Origin of the sequence: Thermofilum sp., assembly GCA_038741495.1 — an archaeon.
GTDB lineage: Archaea > Thermoproteota > Thermoprotei > Thermofilales > Thermofilaceae > Thermofilum.
The window spans coordinates 1-18517 of sequence record JAVYKX010000002.1 but is presented as its reverse complement, the minus strand read 5'-3'; the positions used below and the strand labels follow the sequence as shown (position 1 = coordinate 18517).

26 protein-coding genes, 3 tRNA genes and 1 other RNA gene are annotated in these 18517 nt (G+C 54.3%); 8 read left to right on the top strand and 22 right to left on the bottom strand.

Going from position 1 to position 18517, the window contains the following annotated elements; all coding sequences use genetic code 11:
- Positions 1 to 63: 63 nt before the first annotated feature.
- Both QXU72_04735 and QXU72_04730 read left to right on the top strand, forming a co-directional pair.
- Entirely contained in the window at positions 64 to 795 is a 732-nt protein-coding gene (locus tag QXU72_04735; protein ID MEM0494562.1) for a 16S rRNA methyltransferase, read from the top strand.
- Entirely contained in the window at positions 773 to 1852 is a 1080-nt protein-coding gene (locus QXU72_04730; protein MEM0494561.1) for a hypothetical protein, read from the top strand. Before QXU72_04735 ends, QXU72_04730 begins: the two co-directional genes overlap by 23 nt.
- Here QXU72_04730 and QXU72_04725 read toward each other — a convergent pair.
- The 3 genes from QXU72_04725 to QXU72_04715 are packed head-to-tail and all read right to left on the bottom strand — an operon-like array spanning position 1810 to position 3576.
- Positions 1810 to 2832 carry a THUMP domain-containing protein gene (locus tag QXU72_04725; protein ID MEM0494560.1) on the bottom strand — a complete coding sequence of 341 codons (1023 nt, stop codon included), beginning with the start codon at positions 2830 to 2832 and terminating at the stop codon, positions 1810 to 1812. The genes QXU72_04730 and QXU72_04725 overlap by 43 nt on opposite strands.
- A gap of 8 nt (positions 2833 to 2840) precedes the next feature.
- Positions 2841 to 3167, bottom strand: a complete 327-nt coding sequence (locus tag QXU72_04720; GenBank protein ID MEM0494559.1) for a hypothetical protein — start codon at positions 3165 to 3167, stop codon at positions 2841 to 2843.
- Between the two features lie 31 nt (positions 3168 to 3198).
- On the bottom strand, positions 3199 to 3576 hold the full coding sequence (locus QXU72_04715; GenBank protein MEM0494558.1) for a hypothetical protein: 378 nt from the start codon (positions 3574 to 3576) through the stop codon (positions 3199 to 3201).
- 157 nt (positions 3577 to 3733) lie between these two features.
- Between QXU72_04715 and QXU72_04710 the strand changes: the two genes are divergently transcribed.
- Positions 3734 to 5509 carry a helix-turn-helix domain-containing protein gene (locus QXU72_04710; GenBank protein MEM0494557.1) on the top strand — a complete coding sequence of 592 codons (1776 nt, stop codon included), beginning with the start codon at positions 3734 to 3736 and terminating at the stop codon, positions 5507 to 5509.
- A 28-nt stretch (positions 5510 to 5537) separates the two neighbouring features.
- Here the strand turns inward: QXU72_04710 and QXU72_04705 are convergent, their stop codons facing one another.
- The 8 genes from QXU72_04705 to QXU72_04670 form a co-directional block, all read right to left on the bottom strand.
- Entirely contained in the window at positions 5538 to 6152 is a 615-nt protein-coding gene (locus tag QXU72_04705) for a hypothetical protein (protein MEM0494556.1), read from the bottom strand.
- 3 nt (positions 6153 to 6155) lie between these two features.
- Positions 6156 to 6452: a 30S ribosomal protein S26e gene (locus QXU72_04700; protein ID MEM0494555.1), complete on the bottom strand. Its 297-nt coding sequence runs from the start codon at positions 6450 to 6452 to the stop codon at positions 6156 to 6158.
- Between the two features lie 38 nt (positions 6453 to 6490).
- Positions 6491 to 7258, bottom strand: a complete 768-nt coding sequence (locus tag QXU72_04695) for a DUF2192 domain-containing protein (GenBank protein MEM0494554.1) — start codon at positions 7256 to 7258, stop codon at positions 6491 to 6493.
- A complete protein-coding gene (locus tag QXU72_04690; GenBank protein MEM0494553.1) occupies positions 7242 to 7790 on the bottom strand; it encodes a 50S ribosomal protein L16 in 549 nt (182 codons plus the stop codon). The genes QXU72_04695 and QXU72_04690 overlap by 17 nt, the downstream gene beginning before the upstream one ends.
- 149 nt (positions 7791 to 7939) lie before the next feature.
- Positions 7940 to 8119, bottom strand: coding sequence for a hypothetical protein (locus tag QXU72_04685; GenBank protein ID MEM0494552.1), 180 nt, complete (start codon positions 8117 to 8119; stop codon positions 7940 to 7942).
- Between the two features lie 35 nt (positions 8120 to 8154).
- Positions 8155 to 8694 (bottom strand): hypothetical protein, encoded by a 540-nt coding sequence (locus QXU72_04680; GenBank protein MEM0494551.1) that lies wholly within the window; start codon positions 8692 to 8694, stop codon positions 8155 to 8157.
- A 28-nt stretch (positions 8695 to 8722) separates the two neighbouring features.
- Complete coding sequence (locus QXU72_04675) at positions 8723 to 9280, bottom strand: hypothetical protein (GenBank protein MEM0494550.1); 558 nt, start codon at positions 9278 to 9280, stop codon at positions 8723 to 8725.
- An 84-nt stretch (positions 9281 to 9364) separates the two neighbouring features.
- Positions 9365 to 9709 carry a hypothetical protein gene (locus QXU72_04670; GenBank protein MEM0494549.1) on the bottom strand — a complete coding sequence of 115 codons (345 nt, stop codon included), beginning with the start codon at positions 9707 to 9709 and terminating at the stop codon, positions 9365 to 9367.
- Positions 9710 to 10084: 375 nt separating this feature from the next.
- Between QXU72_04670 and QXU72_04665 the strand changes: the two genes are divergently transcribed.
- Entirely contained in the window at positions 10085 to 10222 is a 138-nt protein-coding gene (locus QXU72_04665; protein ID MEM0494548.1) for a hypothetical protein, read from the top strand.
- Positions 10223 to 10506: 284 nt separating this feature from the next.
- On the opposite strand, the gene QXU72_04660 is transcribed toward QXU72_04665, so the two are convergent.
- Positions 10507 to 11331, bottom strand: coding sequence for a UbiA family prenyltransferase (locus tag QXU72_04660; GenBank protein ID MEM0494547.1), 825 nt, complete (start codon positions 11329 to 11331; stop codon positions 10507 to 10509).
- Between the two features lie 101 nt (positions 11332 to 11432).
- On the opposite strand from QXU72_04660, the gene QXU72_04655 reads away from it, so the two are divergent.
- Positions 11433 to 11540: transfer RNA gene (locus QXU72_04655), tRNA-Arg, on the top strand.
- Positions 11541 to 11778: 238 nt separating this feature from the next.
- Here QXU72_04655 and rpsJ read toward each other — a convergent pair.
- The 3 genes from rpsJ to QXU72_04640 form a co-directional block, all read right to left on the bottom strand.
- On the bottom strand, positions 11779 to 12087 hold the full coding sequence (gene rpsJ, locus QXU72_04650) for a 30S ribosomal protein S10 (protein ID MEM0494546.1): 309 nt from the start codon (positions 12085 to 12087) through the stop codon (positions 11779 to 11781).
- Positions 12088 to 12153: 66 nt separating this feature from the next.
- Positions 12154 to 13455: a translation elongation factor EF-1 subunit alpha gene (gene tuf / locus QXU72_04645; GenBank protein MEM0494545.1), complete on the bottom strand. Its 1302-nt coding sequence runs from the start codon at positions 13453 to 13455 to the stop codon at positions 12154 to 12156.
- Positions 13456 to 13720: 265 nt separating this feature from the next.
- Positions 13721 to 14149: a translation initiation factor IF-2 subunit beta gene (locus tag QXU72_04640; GenBank protein MEM0494544.1), complete on the bottom strand. Its 429-nt coding sequence runs from the start codon at positions 14147 to 14149 to the stop codon at positions 13721 to 13723.
- A gap of 114 nt (positions 14150 to 14263) precedes the next feature.
- On the opposite strand from QXU72_04640, the gene QXU72_04635 reads away from it, so the two are divergent.
- Positions 14264 to 14737, top strand: coding sequence for a RecB-family nuclease (locus QXU72_04635; protein MEM0494543.1), 474 nt, complete (start codon positions 14264 to 14266; stop codon positions 14735 to 14737).
- On the opposite strand, the gene QXU72_04630 is transcribed toward QXU72_04635, so the two are convergent.
- The 5 genes from QXU72_04630 to QXU72_04610 form a co-directional block, all read right to left on the bottom strand.
- The gene (locus QXU72_04630; protein MEM0494542.1) at positions 14723 to 14920 is read right to left on the bottom strand and encodes a 50S ribosomal protein L37e; all 198 of its coding nucleotides are present in this window, start codon (positions 14918 to 14920) and stop codon (positions 14723 to 14725) included. The two genes, QXU72_04635 and QXU72_04630, sit on opposite strands and share 15 nt — an antisense overlap.
- 10 nt (positions 14921 to 14930) lie before the next feature.
- Complete coding sequence (locus QXU72_04625) at positions 14931 to 15203, bottom strand: LSm family protein (GenBank protein MEM0494541.1); 273 nt, start codon at positions 15201 to 15203, stop codon at positions 14931 to 14933.
- A 54-nt stretch (positions 15204 to 15257) separates the two neighbouring features.
- Positions 15258 to 16241: a DNA cytosine methyltransferase gene (locus tag QXU72_04620; protein ID MEM0494540.1), complete on the bottom strand. Its 984-nt coding sequence runs from the start codon at positions 16239 to 16241 to the stop codon at positions 15258 to 15260.
- 27 nt (positions 16242 to 16268) lie between these two features.
- An RNA gene (rnpB, locus tag QXU72_04615) (RNase P RNA component) lies at positions 16269 to 16558 on the bottom strand.
- A 146-nt stretch (positions 16559 to 16704) separates the two neighbouring features.
- Positions 16705 to 16796, bottom strand: a tRNA-Val gene (locus QXU72_04610).
- A 219-nt stretch (positions 16797 to 17015) separates the two neighbouring features.
- On the opposite strand from QXU72_04610, the gene QXU72_04605 reads away from it, so the two are divergent.
- Together QXU72_04605 and QXU72_04600 are read left to right on the top strand one after the other, a co-directional pair.
- Positions 17016 to 17115 (top strand) — tRNA-Thr (locus QXU72_04605).
- Between the two features lie 107 nt (positions 17116 to 17222).
- Positions 17223 to 17564 carry an arcadin 1 gene (locus QXU72_04600; protein MEM0494539.1) on the top strand — a complete coding sequence of 114 codons (342 nt, stop codon included), beginning with the start codon at positions 17223 to 17225 and terminating at the stop codon, positions 17562 to 17564.
- On the opposite strand, the gene QXU72_04595 is transcribed toward QXU72_04600, so the two are convergent.
- Both QXU72_04595 and QXU72_04590 read right to left on the bottom strand, forming a co-directional pair.
- A complete protein-coding gene (locus QXU72_04595; protein MEM0494538.1) occupies positions 17561 to 17836 on the bottom strand; it encodes a DNA-directed RNA polymerase subunit K in 276 nt (91 codons plus the stop codon). The genes QXU72_04600 and QXU72_04595 overlap by 4 nt on opposite strands.
- Before the next feature lie 55 nt (positions 17837 to 17891).
- On the bottom strand, positions 17892 to 18517 hold a 626-nt coding region (locus QXU72_04590), incomplete at its 5' end, for a TCP-1/cpn60 chaperonin family protein (protein ID MEM0494537.1).

Here is an 18517-nt window from a genome sequence, read left to right as displayed (position 1 = left end):
CCTGGAGGGGCTTCGCCCCACTGAGAGACCTTAAATCTTTATTTTACCACAGTCTGGGGTTACGTGAGGCTACTCGGGGGAGAGACCTACTTGAAAAAACTGCTACTGGTGCTCGCCGAGGCAGGAATCGAACTGGTCCCGAAGGAGATTAGAAGCCACCCCGCTATCCTGAAAGCGGCGAGAGCTCGTGGCAAAGAACCCGGTGAAACTCTTCTCGATATCTCTCTGCATTATGCCGCCGCTAGAAGTCTGCGGGACTGGAGGAAGAGAGGGCGCCCTGACATTGCCCACGTGTGCATGCTCGTCGCGCTGAGCTCTATGCTCAACCTCGCCGGTAAGTTGGAGCTGGTCGTGCATACTTACAATGACCTAGTAATCCTCGTCGATCCCACCACCAGAATCCCGAGAAACTACCCTCGCTTTGTCGGCCTGATGGAGCAGCTGCTCCTCAATGGTCGCGTGCCACCTCGTGCGGAGAAGCCTCTGCTCTGGCTCTTCGAAGGATCGCTGGAAGATTACCTGAGGTCCTGGCAGCCAGACGTGGTCATCCTGCTACGTGAAGGCGGAGAAAGGATTAGCCCTAGGCGCCTGGCCGGGATAATAACCTCTCACGAGAGACCTGCCGTGATCATTGGCGCTTTTCAGCATGGCGACTTCTCCGAGAGAGTTTTGAAGCTTTCGAAACTTCACTACTCCATTGCTGAGGAGACTCTCGACGCCTGGTATGTAGTCGCGAGGATTGTAAGTTCTGTTGAGGATGAGGTGAGACTCTATGAGAGTTTTGATGCTGGATGAGCGGGAGGGTTCTCTAGAGCTGGTGATAGAGGTTCCCGAGGATCTATACTTCCTGACGATGATTCTCGACAGAGGTGACCACGTCTACGCTTGGACGACTAGGCAGCTTCGCGTTGGAGAGGCTGAGGAGAAGGGGGACCGGGTTAGAGTCTACCTCGGCATAGCCGTGGAGAAGATCTCGTACTCTAAGTTTTCCAGCAAGATAAGGCTCACCGGGAGGATTGTAGACGCGCCGGAGGTTGTAGGGGGGAGGGGGTCGTACCACACTCTATCTCTAGGCGTGGGTGACAGGGTTAAGGTGGTCAAGCAAAAGGGTATACGCGCGTTCACCAAGGAGATGATTTCTAGAGCGCAGTCCGCTGTGAAAAAAGTACTTCTGGTTTCAGTGGGCGATGAAGAGATTGCTGCAGGGTTCTTGTCACCGGTGGGTTTGGAGCTCAGAATTTCGAAGCCGGTCACCCACTCGAAGACGGGAAGAGAGGAGAGCATACGGGAGCAGCTCTACCCGCACCTCAAGGAGCTTCTGGAAAGCGTACTGTCCGAGTACAGTCGAGAGAGAGTGGACGAAATTCTCGTTGCTACCACAGAGAGGTTAGCGAGCATTGTAAGCGAGATACTTAGCGAGTTATCGATTCGTGCTAAACTGATCAAAGTTAGCGAAGGAGGTGAGGCCGGCGTATACGAGGTGGTGAGGCGGGAGGACCTGAGAGGGCTGTTTAAAGGAGTGAGAGCGGACGTGGAAAGAGAAGCGATTGAGACGGTTTTGCGCCATGTTTCTCTGGGTTCCGGGAGAGTGCTCTTAGGTCTCGACAATGTGTTGGAGGCTTCGAGATGGGGGGTAGTCAGGGAGCTGCTACTGGTAGACGAGCTACTATGGGACGAGAAAGCTAGGGACAAGGCTGTCGAGGCATTTAATAACGTTCTCGAGAATTCCGGTAAAGTTCTCGTAATACCCTCTGAGAGCGAGAGCGGCCTCATCCTGAAGAAGCTTGGAGGTGCTGCTGCGCTACTTTACTACGAGTTACCCTCCTCCGGCCTAGAGAAGACGAGCACGTAGCTCCGCAGCCCTCCCTCGCTTATCGGCACTCTTCTCGCCAGGGCGAAACCGGCTCTACTAGCAGCCTGCTCCGCCGTTCTAACCCTGGCCGTTACGATCACCACTCTTCCCTCATCGGCCAGGACCTTGGACGCCAGCTTGAAAAGCATCCCGTAGGCACGCTGAAGCCCGCCAACAGCCTTCTCTCTGAGACCAAAGGGAGGGTTTGTGATTATTGCATCGACGCGACTCCTTAGAGGGCTGTAGCCCACCTCAGCAGCCGCTAAGTGCAGTTTAGCGTAGCAGCCTACACGCTTGGAGTTCTCAACAGCTCCTCTCATGTACTCGAACCGGACGTCGCTGCAGAGAGCCTCCGAGCCGTCCACGTGGAAGCACTCGAGAGGGATCGTGCCGCTCCCGCAGAAAGGATCTAGGATCAGCCTGAAGGGCCTTGCGAGCCGGCACATAGCGTAGGCAATTATAGGGTTGAGTGCTGAGGGATGAACGAACGCCCTGTAGGGCCTGTCTCTCAAACCTCCGTAAAATGTCAGGTCGAGGCCGAAGCGGTAAATCCCTGCCTCGTACTCTACGTATACGGGAATATCCGGTGCGTTCAGGGAGACCTCGAGACCCAGCTCGCTGCGTATGTGCTCACCGACTTCTCGCGCGAGGTCTAAGGAGGTGAAAGGTGCATTTTTTGTCAGGCGCTCCGCGTTAACGGCAAACCGTAGACCAGCCGGCTCGAAGCTTCTTAGGAAGCTGACTACTTGTTCTAAGAGAGCCTGCTTGCCCTCCACTTCGCCTGCGATAAGCCTCACGCCCTCGACGGATCTCGCGTAGCTGATGAAATGAGGTACGCAGCCTTCCTCCACTCGTAGAAACACCCTGCCCGACAGCGGGCTGTACCAGGTCTTCGCGCCCCTGCAAAGCTCTGAAGCCTCTTCAGCTACTACGAATTCCAGGCCTGGAACTGTTGTAGCAAGCAAGGTGGTTTCGGTCATTCCGCCACCTAAAGACGTACGAGCAGCCGGTAATAAGTCTCCCGAGCCATGCTGGCGGCTTTCTCGACATCTAAGAAGCCGAAAGTTTCCAGCATTGCTAGCGCGTAGTACGCTGCCGCGATCCTCAAAACGGTCAAGTCCGGTGTCGCTCTCACGACGTAGATAGACATAGAGGCCGGCTCGATAAAGGCCCCCTCGGTCACTTTTACCAGGTCCAGCTTAAAGCCAGGATCCTTTTCAAGCACTCTAACGACGCTTACGTTCGGGGATTTCAAGCCCGCTGCAGCTGCCGCCGCTTCCGCCAGCTTCAAAACCCTCCTTACGAAGGTCTCCACGGGGCTCCTACTTTTCGTCAGAAGAACGTGATTAATAGGTTGCCTGGCTTTTGAACCTGCCTCTCACGCGAACCTTGAGAAGCAGATTGTCGAAGTCGAAGGGGTTGGACGGCGATACCGAGAAACCCTCCTTGGCTAAGGACCACAGAGGGCTTTCTTTATGTACTGCGTACTTGATACCGTGTTTGCTTCTACCGAACACTGTGACGAGCCCCTTTTCGCGAAGTCTCTCTATAACATCCTTAACTAGCGTTAAGACGACGGGGTGCGTGTCTATTCCCGCGAGGACGGCTACCTTCTTGGGATTAAACGTCACGACGCTACCCTTCGTTCTCCTCACCATATCTAAGAGCGTGTTCACGACTAGTGCGGAAAATTCGTTGTAATTCCTATAAACTTCCGGCTTCATCACCTCTTCCCGTTAGGCTACTCTAAGGATTAGCTGAACATTTAGCGCTGCTCCGAGTGATGAGAGTAATATGTTGAGATTCTTCTTCTCAAACTAGAGGGTTTCTCTAGCGCGAAACGCTCTTTTTTCCACTCATGCCATATACCCTGAGCTCAGTGTGGTGCTCGACGTGCTTCACGCTCTAGCAAGCCCCATCCGCGTAAACGTGCTTAAAGCGCTGAGCAGGGGGGGCAAGAAGTTATCAGCTATAGCACAAGAGGTAGGAGCCAGTCCCGAGCAGCTTGCATATCACTTAAAGCAGTTAAGGGAAGCCGGCCTCGTCACGCAGGCAGATGACCTGTATCTGCTCTCTCCTAGGGGTCACAAAGCGCTGAGATTAATACTCGAGCTCGAGATCGATTTTCTAGCAGAGGAGAACGAATTGCTGGTTGTCAACAGCCTAGGCACTCTTAAACCCTTGAAAGTTTACCTCGATCAATTAGCGGCAGAATCCTGCCCCCTGAAGGAACCTGGGGCAAGGTCTAAGAGAGTTAAAGTCGTAGCAAAAACTCTCGAAGACCTTTCTCAGCATGGAACTCTCATACCGGCACAGCTAGCTGCTATCGTCTTAAGCGCCAACGCTCTGAAGGAAGGGTGTTCACCGGCTGGAGAAAGAGCGGTAAAGCATGCTTCAGGCATGGAGCTAGAGGCATCGGCAGGTGCAATTCAACTGCTCAGCGAGTGCGGTCTCCTAGATTTTGCTTCCCTCAGGCTGGTAAACTTATTCACATCGCCGGATTCAGGCGTCTTAGCCACGTACGTGCCCTCGCTCGGCAGCAGTTTCCTCCGGGAAATTGTAGGGAGCTCTCTCCCCCTCCGGGAGGTTGTAGTGAGGGTTACCGAGGATTCATCAAGAGAGATGTTGGAGGCCTTGCTGGCGCTTTCCCGCTACCTTTTCGTATCGCTTATTCTAGACACTGAAGCATTTCCCGAAATATCCCGAGAGGAGGGTTTTAGGACGCAAACGCTCAGAAGCCTCTTGCTCGCTGTTCGCCTTCGAAGTTCCGCTGATCTAGAGGGTGATAGTGCACAGTACATAGCTCGGGCGCTAAATGGGGGTACGGCTGTTCTTTTCAGCTTCCAGGATCTCATCCCGTCTTCGCAGATGTTAACTTGGAGCATTAAAGAAGACGTCCAGGTGCACTTAGGAGCGTGCACGGTATCTATCTACCAGGTAGTTCGCAGGGCTGAAAGGCTTGGGAAAAACCCTTTGGAGCTTCTCGAGAAAGTAATCTCCAAAGTTGGGGGCCTATTCCTGAGATTGAAGAAGATAGCCAGCGCATCGCTGGCCTACTTAGCGGAATCGCTCCCTGAAAAACCGATTTTTCGCGCGCAAGTGTCGCTTGTAGATGTGGAGGAAGGCTTCCTAGGCAGGGGGCTTCCTGCGGGCGCTTCAAAGCCCGACGTATACGCCTATCAACTGGCGGAGTGGGCTCGGGAGCTTGTCGAGCTGTCGAGCAAGAAGATAAAGCAGGTCGTTGACGAGCTAAGCGTCGACATTACTTTTTATGCACCACCTGAAGCTGTAAACCCCGAGTTCTTTGGGGTGGGGGATAGAACCCTAGACCCTCTATCTCCGTTTAGGGGAGGCCGGCGCTTTGAAGAACTGCTATCTCTCGAGAGTCTCGCCAGCCTAAGGATCGGCAGCACTCTAAGCGTTCTAGAGGTGAAAGCAGACTCTATCAGTGCGGTGCAGCTGCGGCGTATGGCCGAGCTCCTCGAGAACAGCGGTGTAAAGCTATTTACAGTGACTGCTACCGGCCTTAAGTACTGCAGAACCTGCGGCAACATTTTCGGGAAAGCTGCACTGCGCTGCCCGCGCTGCCAATCGGTTCGAGTGGAACCCTTGGTCCGCAGAGCGCTGCTATACGTTCCTGAATCTACAGTGGTGTGAAGAGGTCGAAGAATGCCCGGTCAGCCCCTCAGGTAGAAGGGGCCCGGTACCTCTCGAACTGTTCAAAGCGGTCGAGTATCTCGTGAAGGTAGAGTATGCAGTGACTGGCGAGGTAAGATACCTTTCCAAGGCTAATAACTTCATCACACTCCGACTCCAGCTCCTCCTGAACCTCCTCCGGAAACCCTATGTGGTCGCCCAAAACGAAGACATTCCCCTCTTCGAGACGCACACCTCTAATATCGTCTCCTCTCTCTAACATCAAGTGGATCCGGTAGCCGAGCTTCTTAAGGCTGCGCACAGCTTCTATTGTCTCCTCCCGCTTTACTTCAGACGCATGAGCCTTTGCTCCTTTTAATACCCGCAGTAGGTGTGCCCCAGCCTCCCTCTCGCTGGGTTTCCGCTCCGCCTGGAGCCAGGGCCTCAAGTATATCGCTAAAGGAGGCGTTGGAGGTCCGTGCAGCACGGCAATGAAAAGCGTGTCTCGTCTAGGCCTTCCTGTGTCATAGAGCGCGCTGATCAGCGAGCGGGCTACGACGTCCATACGGCCCCCTTCGGTCGCTAGAGACGCTTCAGTGAAAGTAGGTGCCGTGACTCCGGTATTCGAGTGCAGAACGAAGACACGCTTCACTGCGATGGTCATTCATCAGAAGAACTCGAAGCGCATCTTTACCTTTTTCCGCTCGTCCTCTGGTCTTATCTTGATTATTCCTCTGTGAATCGCGCACCTTAAACAGAGGTACTTCGTGACTGTGTACTGTGGTATCACAGCCCCCTTATCGCGCAGCTCTTTAGCGAGCTGAGGGTCGAGAGGTGTGACGGGCTTCGTCATCTTCACTGCCTTTGATCTGGGGAGCAGAGCTCCACACTCGTCGCACTGCACGATATCCTCCTTGCCTTTTCCTCCTTTATGCCTACCCCTGCTCTTCCTCTTCTTAGGCATGAAACGCCCGCATCAACCCTCGTCTCTGCTTAAAAAGCTTACCCGGATTGCTCGGCAGCCCGTCTTGTTCTCCGCTCTCTAAAACCTCCTCTATGCTTCTGCTCCTCTCTAGACATGCTTAGAGAGTCGTTAGCTCTATGCTCGGGTACGCGCAGAACTTTTACGGCGACTTCGCGAACTAACCAATCGGGAGGTGCGGCTTTTTCCGTACCCAACCTTAAACACAACGCATGCTTCAGGGCTTCTTTCTCGATTCTGTTTCTTACATCACCGCGAGCTATGCTCTCGGCCAGCTTATACGCTATGTAGAATCTTTTGAAACCCAAGAAGTTTGAAGAGTATTCCGGAAAGCTGGCTTCAAACTTCTGCAGAACTTTGAGAAACTGCTCCTCGCTCATATAATTTAGCACGTTAGCGGTCATCGCTAGCCTGAGCACGCGAAAAACTGCGTTCTCATCAACCCTGTAGAAGTGCTCAGCTAGGGCCTTCCGAGGGTCATCTCCGTTAAGAATGTTCTCTAGAACTCGGCTGGCCGCAATCTCCACGCTGAATAAGTGCTGGTACTTCTCGAGCTCTTCCTCTAATCCTAGGCCGTACTTACCTACTAGGAAGACTGTGGCAAGCTCTTTATCGTAGATGTCAATCTTAGTTTTTCCCCGTATTGGCTCAATATCTAAGGAAGTGTACACTTGCCGCAATAGCTCTGCAAGCTGCTCGCGAGTGGTCACAGACCCGTTGAGAATTTCTCCCCAAATTTCAACAGCCGCTTCTAACCTTTCCTTGTGGTAGCTAGGTGCTTGCGGCATCAATCACGGCCCCTTCTCCTTGAGCTCCTGATACCTTCTCCACAACTATCCTCGTAGGCAGCGGCAGCTTCGAGGCCGCGCGCCTGAGCGCTTCCTTAGCGGTCTCCACATTCTTCTCGCTCACGAAAACCAGTATTACAGCCTGACCACTTCGCACACGCGCGGCTCTGCCGATAGGGGTGCCGAAGGATAGTCTCATCCCATCTTGCAGTCGGTCCGCGCCTGCCATTGCCATCATTTTGTTCTCGCGCAGGATATGGTGGGGATAGACTGCGATCCGCATAAAGTAGCTCGAATCTCCGAGCTTTGCTGACAAGAACTTGTTAGCGTGCTGGCGCGCCGCCTCAAGGGCATTGGCCCGGATCTGGCCAGCTTTCTCTACGACGAGCTTCAATACTGTGTCAAAACTACCACGTGGGTTACCTAGGTCGAATTTTGGCACGAGTACAGGCGGGTTGCTCTTTATGTACTCTAGCCTAGTGTAAGGTGGTGTGCCGAAGTGCCTGTAGCACCTTCCAGGTCTCAGCGGCATCTCGCATCACCGAAGCGCAGTACCCGCACGAAACACGCCAGCAGCTTTAAAAGCATAGCGCTCTCGGCGTAGCTCTGTCGGATCCACGTGATCCGCGCCGGTGCTCATCTTCCCCTTCGGCCGTCGCGGGCCTCTGGGGCCCGCCCTGACTACTTCTTCATCTGAACTTTTCTCTTATGCTCTACTTCTATCTCCTTCGGCACCCAACCTATTTCCCGCCCACACCTGGGGCACCTGCCTCCGTACTGCACGTAGATACGGTAGAGAGTGGGAGGCTTTGCCCCCTTATAAAATACAAACCCGCACTTCTCGCACTTCACAGTGAACATTCCGCATCTATACTCGAAAACCTCGCTTTAAGCTTTTAATCCTTTATTTCTTCTCTCAGCTTCGCGTTCGCCAGCTTTAATCGTCCTTTAACGAGAATTCTCACAGCGTCCCTTTCGTGATCACTGGAGCCACAGTGCTCCAGCTTTACGAGGGGAAGATCTTTCTCGCTAACGTGGACTACATCTGAGATTCCCTCCACGATTGTCTCTTCCGGCTCGATAGCTCCTCCCCAGTAAAGTCTCATCTCGAAGTAGCGCTTCAGAATGCCTAGAAAGTCGGCGAGAGCTTGCTGCGGTAAGGTAAAAGTCGCAATCACTTCCTCGCCGATGGCTAGCGCTATACCGCACCTCGCAGTACCAGGATCCACGCCGACCTCGACGAGCTTCACTCCTAACCGCAAAGCATCAATGTAGAGTGGCACTAGCACGTGTGCAAAACGCTCATCCAGGATATCGCACGGCAAGTAAAGCTCTTCACCCCTTTCATCGAGAAAGTGTTTCTCGATCAAGTACGGCATGATGCTGGCTAGAACACGCCTACCGTGAATGCAGTCTCTAGGCACGCTGAGGCGCATCCGCGATTTTCCGTAGCAGCTTGCTAGATCAATATTTCTTCAGGGGTGCTATAGCGCGGTAAATCTCGTCGAGCGGTAAGATAACCCTATGGAGCTCAAGCAAGTTGGGTTGCTGCATAATTAGCTGAAGTGTTTTCTCCTCTCTCTGCACCCTTATAAACAAGTCCGAGTAACTGCTGAGAGCCTTGAACATCAGCGGTCTACTTTTACCGGTCTCTGTTGTGAGCACGAGAACTGAGGCTGAATGGGTCTGCGCAGCTACTTTGAGAAGAGCAACGACAAGCATTGCCAGCCGAATTACCGAGCTTTCTTTAAGCTCGCTCCGAAGAGGAAGCAGTGTGGCTCCGAAACCATCGTACGCTAAGAACTCTCCCTCCCTCAGGGTTGAGTGTAAGCTCAGCAGGAAGTCCAGCTCTTCCTTGAAGTTCAGAATCCCGTAAGTTTTCACGAAACCTTTAAGCTCTTCAGCGGTGCGGTAGTGCTTGCCGAGGCCAACGTACGTGGCTGGTTTCTCCCCGCGGGAGTGAATGAACGCGAGGGCGAGGCTGGTCTTACACGAGAGGGGTGGGCCATAGAGTACTTTCAAGCCGCGGCTACCGAGAATTCTGAAGGCGCTTCTCAAGCTTTCGGGCACTGCCACTCTTACCCTCCGGTGCTGGAGGAACTCCTCTCACTTCATCCCGTAAACTAGCAGCAGCAAGAGCGTGGAAATGACGAGAAGAGCGGCTCCAGATAGTAGAGTGGAGATCATGAAGCTGCGCCTGTACCTGTGTCGAGGCGCTTCGTAGATCAGCATGAGCCCCGCGAAGCCCATAGCGTAGAGAAAAGCCACTATAAAAAATTCGCTTACCGTCTGCGCACCTCCTCCGGGGTAGACGAGGCGCACTCCGAGAGAAAACGGCGGCCTCTCCGAAAGAACGTAGAAGATGCCTGCGGAAAGCATTATAGTAACAGCGACTGCTATGATCGCCAGCGCTTTCGGCTCAAGGAGCTCCGCTACTTTTCTGCTCACCATCGAGCAAAGAACGAACTACCGCTACTATAAACCTTTACTTTTTGGCCCGGTCGTTGAACAACTCTGCTTCTTTTCGAGAAATGAAATGAACCCCAATGTTCCGCGCCGGATCACTCCCCCCTTCATAGGCTTTTCGCCTCCGAGGGCCCGCCCCGCGACCTCCTCGCGGGATGGCCGGGGCGGGCGTCATGGGGTCGGCTGCTCGTGGCGGCCTGCTCGCCCGCCTCCCAGCGCGCCGTCGCCGGAGCGCCGGTCGGCGGGGTCGGTATGCCCCTCGTCGCGCGCGGAGCCCCCGGGCACTTGGCCGAGCGCAGAGCCCGGCCGCGTCCCGGGATAGGGGGCTCTCCCCGGGGGCCTAGGCCCCAGGGGTTGGTGGTGGCGCTGAGGGCTGGGAACATTATCCCGCCGGAAGACGTGAGGGTTGTCACAGAGGAGGGCGCGACCTTCCTCCACGCGGGGAAGCTTCTCGAGGAAAAAGTTAAGCAGGTACTAGAGGAGGCCCTGCCGCGCTGAAAACCCTCAAGCTATTCCTCCTTTTTTCTCTCTCGTGCTCCGGGGCTAGCGCGGCGCCTCCGCGCGAGGTGAAGGTTTAAAACTGCGGCTTGGAGCCGGTGAGCGTGACGTTCAGCGCCTCGGGGCGCACGCGCGCCTCTCGAGTCAAGCGCTGGCACGCTAAGCTCTTTCTCGCCAAGCTAAGCAGTGGGGATGCGAAGTTTTGGAACCCTGGAGCAGCTTTCAACTTGCAGCTACGGTAAGGTGGGAAAACACGGAGGGGGTTCAGCGCAGGTGTGGACTAACTAGAGGCTCGACAGCAGGAGTGCGAGTATTGCGAGAAGCATTCCAATCAGTGTTAAATTTCGGGCTCTTTCCGCGTTCTCTACAGGCTTTAAGAGGACAGTCAGAGCAGCATATGCAAAAATTAAATCGGTCGCGATGATCAACGCCAGGTAGATTGGCGTAAAGTACCTTGCTGCTGCAATGCTTAGTGCAACCGCCGAAAAAATGAACGCCGAGGAAACTGCCGCGGAGGGGGCGACACCGATTTCGCAGGGAAGCGTACAGATTCCTGCACGCATATCCCCTTCCAGATCCCTTATACCCTTAATTATCTCTCTGCCTAGGTTTGCTGCGAAGGCTATCAGTGTGAAAACCGCGATTCTAGCTGGAGGGCTGGTAGTTGCGCAGAAAGCTCCGTACATAAAGGAGAGAGATGTTAGAGCCGCTACTATGAGGTTTCCGAAGAAGGCTGTGCGCTTCAGATAGTAGTTGTAGAGGAGTCCGAGCGCGAGAGCCGCGCAGGCTAGCACGAAAGGAAACGTTCCCAGAAGAGCCGAAAGAATAATGCCCAGAATTGCGCTCAGGATTGTTATGCTCCAAGCCTCCCTTAAGGTTACTGTACCCTGAACCAGCGGCCTGTTCGGCCTGTTTAGCCGGTCCTCCTCAAGGTTAAATATATCGTTGGTGGCGAATAAAGCTGCCTCTATGAAAAAGGTTGCTATGCACGCGATAAGAGCTCCTAAGAGGCTTTTCCCTCCAGAGGCCAGGTAACCAGCTAAGACAGCTATGCTGACCATAACACCGTGCTCGGCTCGTATCAGCCGTGCAACCTCTCTCAACTTCACAGGATAGAAAGGCACTTTAAGCGATAAACCTTCCGCAGCGAGCTCGCGCGCTCTAGAGGAAAAAGCTTATAGGGCTACCGTCCCCTGTCAAGCCTGGCGAAGGGCCCGTAGCGCAGCCAGGAAGCGCGGCGGCCACGCCTCCAGGCGCCGCTGTCCTAATACGAGAAGATAGCCGTAGGTCCCGGGTTCGAATCCCGGCGGGCCCGCCACAAGCTTAGAGTTTTCTCCTTGCTGAAGATGGCGCTCTCTCTTCGCGAGTAGTGTGTTTTTCCTCGAAATTGCCGCGCTGTAATGCAGGTAGGAACGTTGTTCTGCGCGGTACAGTGTCTGCTGAGGCTTCCTTACCTAGAGTGAACTCGAAAAGAGGAGAAGTGCAGCTTCCAGCGGTTCAGAGCGTTGAGAAACGTAGAAAGGGCTGCAGCAATTGCAAGGAGTGTTCTGTGTACTCTAGACAACCTTTATCTCTATCCGGACTGTGGGAGGCACCCTTGTCCTCATGAGCAACCGTGTAGCCCTCTCGTCCGCGTCCATGTCTATTAGGCGCTTATGGATTCTAAGCTCGAACCGGTCGAAGGTCTCGTAGCCCTGGCCGGAAGGTGCTCTCCTGGTAACCACCTTCAGTCTTTCAACAGGTAGGGGGATAGGCCCCTTCATATTAACGCCTGTGCGTCTCGCTATCTCCTTTATCTCTTCACAAACTGTGTTAAGGTCCTCTATTGAAGTACTCGTGAGCTTGATCCTGATCTTACCCGGCATGGATGCCCCTCTGCGAGCAAGAAAAGGGGTATTAAAAACTTCCGCGAGAGAATGCTTCGGTTTCCCTTAATACCCTTCGGCCTTCTTCACGTCGATTACGATGCCGGCGGCGATTGTTCTTCCGGAGTCCCTGATGGCGAAGCGGCCCAGCTGAGGCAGCTCGGAGAACTTCTCGACGACCACGGGCTTCCTTGGCTTGAACTTCACAACAGCGGAGTCACCTTGCTTGATGTACTGCGGGTTCTCCTCCTGCACAGAGCCTGTCCGCGGGTCGAGTTTGTGAATGAGCTCAGCGAAGGTCACGGGTACGGTCGCCGTGTGGATGTGGAGCACCGGGGTGTAGCCCGCTGCAATCGCAGTAGGATGGTAGATTACGAATATTCTTCCAACAAACTCGTCGACAACCGTCGGCGGGTTGGTCGGCGGCCCTGCCACGTCGCCCCTCCTAATCTGGCTCTTCTCAACTCCCTTCACGTTGAAACCTATGTTGTCGCCGGGTATAGCCTCCTGAAGCGGTGTGTGGTGCGTCTCGATGGATTTCACCTCTCCGACAGCCTTGGGCGGGTTAATGATCACCTTGTCTCCTACTCGGAGCACACCGGTTTCGACACGGCCGACGGGTACGGTGCCCACGCCCTTGATCGAGTACACGTCCTGAATCGGTATACGCAGCGGCTTGTCGATGGGCCTAGGCGGCTCCTTGAAGTTGTCGAATGCCTCGTACAGGCAGGGGCCGTTATACCACGGAGTCTTATCAGGGCTTCTCTTGCTGACGTTTACGCCCTCCCATGCGGAAGTGGGAATGAATAGCGTTTCCTCCGGCTTGTAACCGACCATCCTGAGGAGCCTTACGAGCTGGGTTTTGATCTCCTCGTACCTCTGCTGGCTGTAGTTGACCGTGTCCATCTTGTTTACAGCTACGAGGAGCTGGTCGATGCCCATCGTCTTCGCGAGGAAAACGTGCTCCCTAGTCTGGCCTGCGGGGCTGATGCCCGCTTCGAACTCACCCTCCTTCGCTGAGACCACCAGAAGAGCAACGTCGGCTTGGCTGGCGCCAGTTATCATGTTCTTCACGAAGTCCCTGTGGCCGGGCGCGTCTATGAGCGTGAAGAAGTACTTCTGAGTTTCGAACTTGTAGAAGCCCAGGTCAATGGTGATTCCCCTCTCCCGCTCCTCCTTTAATCTGTCGAGAACCCAGGCGTACTTGAAGGATTCTTTGCCCAGCTTTTTGGCTTCTTCCTCGTACTGCTGAATTACTCTCGCATCTATAGCTCCGACCTCGTAAAGGAAGCGGCCCATCAGCGTGCTCTTACCGTGGTCAATGTGCCCTATTACTACCAGGTTTAGGTGCGGCTTCTTCTGGGACATACTCTCCACTCCGCAGACCCTAACACTACACGGATTATAAACTTACTGCTCCCTAGTGCATTAGATGCTAGATATCACTGGGGTCGGGCCTTACGGCTCTTGGGCCTTTGCCTCCGGCGCTCTTTTCACCGGGGCCCATGTTACCGGCCATCAGGTCCCGCTGAGGGTGATTTCTCCCCGCAGCCCAAACCGTGGAGGCCGCAAAGGCGGCCCCTCAGAGGTCTGAAAAACCATGGGTGGTGAGCATCGGCGTGGGGCAAGCATGCTAGAAGCTCTTGACGGGCGTGACTGCACCGCAAGCCATGCAGCGCATTAGAAACACTCCCCGCTGGCCCTTCTGCAGTTGTGTGTCAGGGCTGCCGCAAACAGGGCAGATAACGTACTCTCTGACGAACCTCTCGAGAAGCTTGTTTAGAAGCTGAGGTCTCACCTCTCCCTGTATCACCGCTGTGTGCCCCTCGACGGAACCCGGAAGAGCTATTTCCTTCAAAATGTACCTGTTCAGGAGACGTGGATCGCGGTTGAGAAAGTCGCAAACTTGCGAAAAGTTCAGTATGAATGTCTTCCTCCCGGTGACCGAGACCTCGAACTTCGGCATCGTAAATCTCTCTCCTGTACCTGCACGCCTCTCGGGAAGTAACCTGTAAGCTCTCTCAAGGAGCTCTTCGTACTTTGGAAAATTCGCCTCAGTCACTCGCAGCACCTTTCCTGGTTGTGAAGCACACGGCTATTAAAGCCTTTACAGTGGCGCATCGGTGCACAGCCAGGGTAACTTATTTCTGCTGAGTTGAGACCTGTAAGAAGCGTGGTGAGGCTAGAAGTCTTACCGGTGCTGCACAACGTGAACAGCCCTCAGCGGGTTGTCGAGATCGCTAGAGCAGCGTACGGGCTGGGATTCCCGGTCTTCGTCGTTACGAAACCTGCGGGAGCGGCAGCGCAAGTTGGAGTGCCTGAAGCGCAGAAAGTGGCACTGAGAGAGGGGAAAAGCCTTCTCGTACTACCTGACTTAGAGGATGCTGCAGAAGTTTTGAAAGCGGATTCACTGGTTCTCGTCCTTCAGAGGAGGTTCTCCGATAAACCATTGACCCAGAGATTCAAGGAGCTTGCCTCAGGAAACGTGAGCCGCGTTCTCCTCGTGTTTGGGGGGACCGAACCAGGTCTTTCGGCAAGGGAAGCTGCTCTAGGGGAACAGGTCTACGTGGACGGTATCGAGCAGGATGTCGGACCGACAGCACTCGCCGTGATAGCGATGTACTTGGTCAGGAACCTACTTACTCGGTAGTCGCACCCGCGTGACTGGTTTCTTGTTCTGCCAAGTATATTTTCGTATTCTCCTGGAGCGGCCGAAGCCGCAGTGGGCGCAGTAGCCTTTCCTTACATTGTAGCTGTGACGGCCGCACCTTCTGCATCGTATGTGCGTTATTCCTCTACCCCTCTTTCCAAAGCTCGTTGTACCCTTGACCATAAAGTACCACCTACTCTGGGCCAGGGCTTATGAGTACTATATTGTCGCCGCGAATCACGATTGTTCCGAGCTGTCGGGTTTTCGAGCCCTTGGTTTCTTCAGCATTCTCTAACACCAGGTTCAGATGGTAGTCGTACCCCTTTAAAGTCCCTCTCAGCTCGCGGCCACCTTTTAGCCTGACAAGCACGCTCTTGCCTATCGATTCTGAGAGCAGGTCTATCGCGTTGACCTGCAACATTTCTTCCTCGGAACTGCCGGAGAGGCCGGAAAACACATCTGTCATCTTCTACACACCTCGATAGCAGCCAAGCTTAGCACTCGTGTTTAAAAGCCTTGCTTAGCTGCTTGCAAGGTACTCTTTCACAACCCTCGCGATTGCTCGAGCTAGAGGCACAGGAACAGCCTCACCCACCTCGTTGAACTGCACGTCACGGCCCCCGAGGAAGACGTGCGTATCGGGGAAGCCCATGAGCCTTGCCTGCTCGCGTACTGTTAGGAGCCTGTTCTCGAAGGGGTGAACAAACCTGGAGGAGCCCATGACTGTCGGCGCAAGCCTATAGGGGTGCAGCCTAGTTATGTTTCCTAGAATTCTCCCCCTATAGCCGCTATAGCGGACAAGGCTTTCACCCCACCTAAGCTTTGCCACCCGCTTTAGCTTCTTAGCGCTCAGAGGTACTGGAGCATGGTTGGGTATTTCGCAGGAGGGGTCCGGCTCGGGTAGGTCTCCGATAGCGTCTATCACCCTCACGTAGCGCCCAGAGCGCTTAGGCCTAATTGGAATGTTCGAGATGAAAACACGGAGCCTATGAGAAGGAGTGCCGTAATCCTCGGCGCGGAGGACGTTGAAGTACACTCTATCGTAACCTACGCGGGCGAACTCTTCTCTAATGACACCGTCAAGACCATCGTCCATTATGCCTGGCACATTCTCCATTACAAAAACCCGAGGCTGGAGATCGCCCACCACTCTAATGAAGTGCAAAACCAGCGAGCCGAGAGGATCATCATACAGCCTCTCATAGGGGTCCTCCCGCCTTCTGGGATTAGCCCGCGAGAAAGCCTCGCAGGGGGGTCCTCCGATCACGACATCAGGTTTCCGTCCAGCTATCCTCAGCAAGTCCAGAGAGTGCACGTTCTTTATATCTTCCTGAATTACAGCAGCCTCGGGAAAGTTAGCTTCGTATGTTTCTGCGACAGGGGGCATATTCTCTACAGCTGCTACAATTCTGAAGCCCTCTTCCTTGAACCCCCGGGAGAACCCGCCGGCTCCCGCAAATAGATCAATCACCTCGTACATGATGCATTCTCTAAGGTCGTCCATCCTCTCTCGTAAAAAATCTTGTCGGGGATGGGCCGGTCGTACCCCCTCTTCTGTTTCTAGGCGGGATTAGTCTAAGGGTCCACCCGCACCTCACTGCGGCACCTCATCGGTGCTGCTTGACCCTCCTCCGCGGGGATTCTTCTTTCACGCACACCGGCCACGTCATCTCCCTTACCGGGTCATATCCACTGGTGGCCGGGGCTTCTCACCCTCGGCTCTTCACCGAGCGGCTTACGCCGCCGCGGAGCCGCAGAGGTGAGGGGGTTCCACAGCTCACTTCGTCGCCGAAGTGAGCCGTAGCCCGCCCGCCGGCCCACCCCCTACCTTAGAGGGGTTCTACCGGTAAAAACCCTTTTGCTGGTAAGTGAAGCTTGTTTCAAGGAATAAGTTACCGTGCTTTTTTCTCTGCAGCTTTTAAGGTCTCCCGAGGTTGTATCGCTGCAGGAGGCTAGATGAAGAAGATTGGTGGGCCCGCCGGGACTCGAACCCGGGACCACCGCCGCTCTCGGGAGCAAACCTTGTGAGGGCGGCATCCTGCCACTAGACGACGGGCCCCGCCGCGTTCTGGATGCTAGTTTCTTGTATTTTTCTTTTTCCCCTCACTGCCGCGAAAAAACTGTGTCGTCATCGCTGTAGCTCCGGCGGCAGGTCAGTCATCAACACCCGATGTCCGTCAGCTAAGAACCTTGAGGCGCTTTGCCTTATCTTTCTTACGCGCAAAGAAGCGGTAGGTTAGAGAAAAGTAAATTAGCATGAGGCTTTCTTTCCTAAAGAGCCCCGGTAGCTCAGCCGGTAGAGCGCCGGCCTCGTAAGGGTGTGAGAGAATTCCTAAGATAGCCGGAGGTCCCGGGTTCGAATCCCGGCCGGGGCTCCACGAGAATTTTATTTCCTACATGGTAATTTTTCCATACAATTCCTTCGAAGTTTCCTGAAGAGTACAACGCAAGCATATTTATCAGCCGGATGTCGGCAAGAGGGGTAATGTCAGCAGTAGTATTCAGAGCAAGGGTTACGAACATATCTCTCATAGACTCACCCACAGGCGAGAAGCTCGTGAGAATAGAGCTGAGCGAGGAGCGCGAGCTCCCCGGCCCCGTAGTAATCCAGAGAGAGGAAAGCGAGCTGTCGAGAGAGCTCGTGCCGGTCCTTAGCCAGATCTTTAGAATGCTGCCGGGCATGAGTCAAGGTTCTTACCGCCTACCTAGGTTGACTTTAATCTTAACGGAGGACGAGTGGGATAAACTGCTCGAGAGGCCGAGCATAGGAGACGTGTTTGAAGTAGAGGTTAAAACCGGTAAAATAGGAGTCGGAAAGGAAAGCTAAGGCTGCATTCTCAAGTACTTGAGCGGTATCTCCTGGTACCGCCCGCTAGGAGTCCAGCGTACGATGATTATTGGGAGTACCCCCTCTCTAAGCTCTTTCTCAGCTATTTCTACAGGACTGCTCCCTCTCTCTGCTTTAACTAGGACTGGTGCCCCAAGCGCGATCTGCAACGCTCTTATCCCTATTATCCTCGCTTTCTCGTACCTGGTTAGCCAAGGTGGTCCGATTTCAATTTTGATTTTCTCCTCGTGAGCACTCTGCTCTGCCGTCATAAGAACAGAGAAAGAGGGAGCTAAACGGTATATAAAAAGTTTTTATCTAACAGCTCTAGTCAAACTCGGGAGTTTTCTCCTCTTTTTCCTCCTTCTTACCCTTCGACTTTGGCGGCTGAGCGGCGATCACGTCGTCGATCCTTAGGATCATTATTGCTGCCTCTGTTGCTGACTTAAACACCTGCTTCTTGACGAGAGCCGGCTCTAGGACGTTAGCATTCCACATGTTCTCAACCTTAGCTGTGTAGCTGTTAATTCCGCTCCACTTTTCACCCTTGGCGTGTAGCCTTCGGAGCTCGGTGAGGATGTCGATGGGCTCCGCGCCAGCGTTCTGGGCAAGTATTGATACTACGCTTTCGACAGCTTCCGCGTACCGGAGCACGGCCAGCTGCTCTTTGCTCGGCAGCGTTCTCGCAAACTCTCTCAGCTTCATCGCAACCTCCATCTCGACAGCGCCACCTCCTGCAACGACGGCAGGCTCGCGTATAACGTTCCTCACAACGCTGAGAGCGTCGTGAATCGCTCTTTCAGCTTCATCAACTATGTGGTCCGCGCCGCCTCTGACGAGGATGGTGACGCTCTTGGGGTTGGGGCACCCTTCTACGAAGACCATTTTCTCGTCTGCAACCTTCCTCTCCTCTACTAGCTTCGCGAAGCCAAGCGCCTCCGGCGAAATATCCT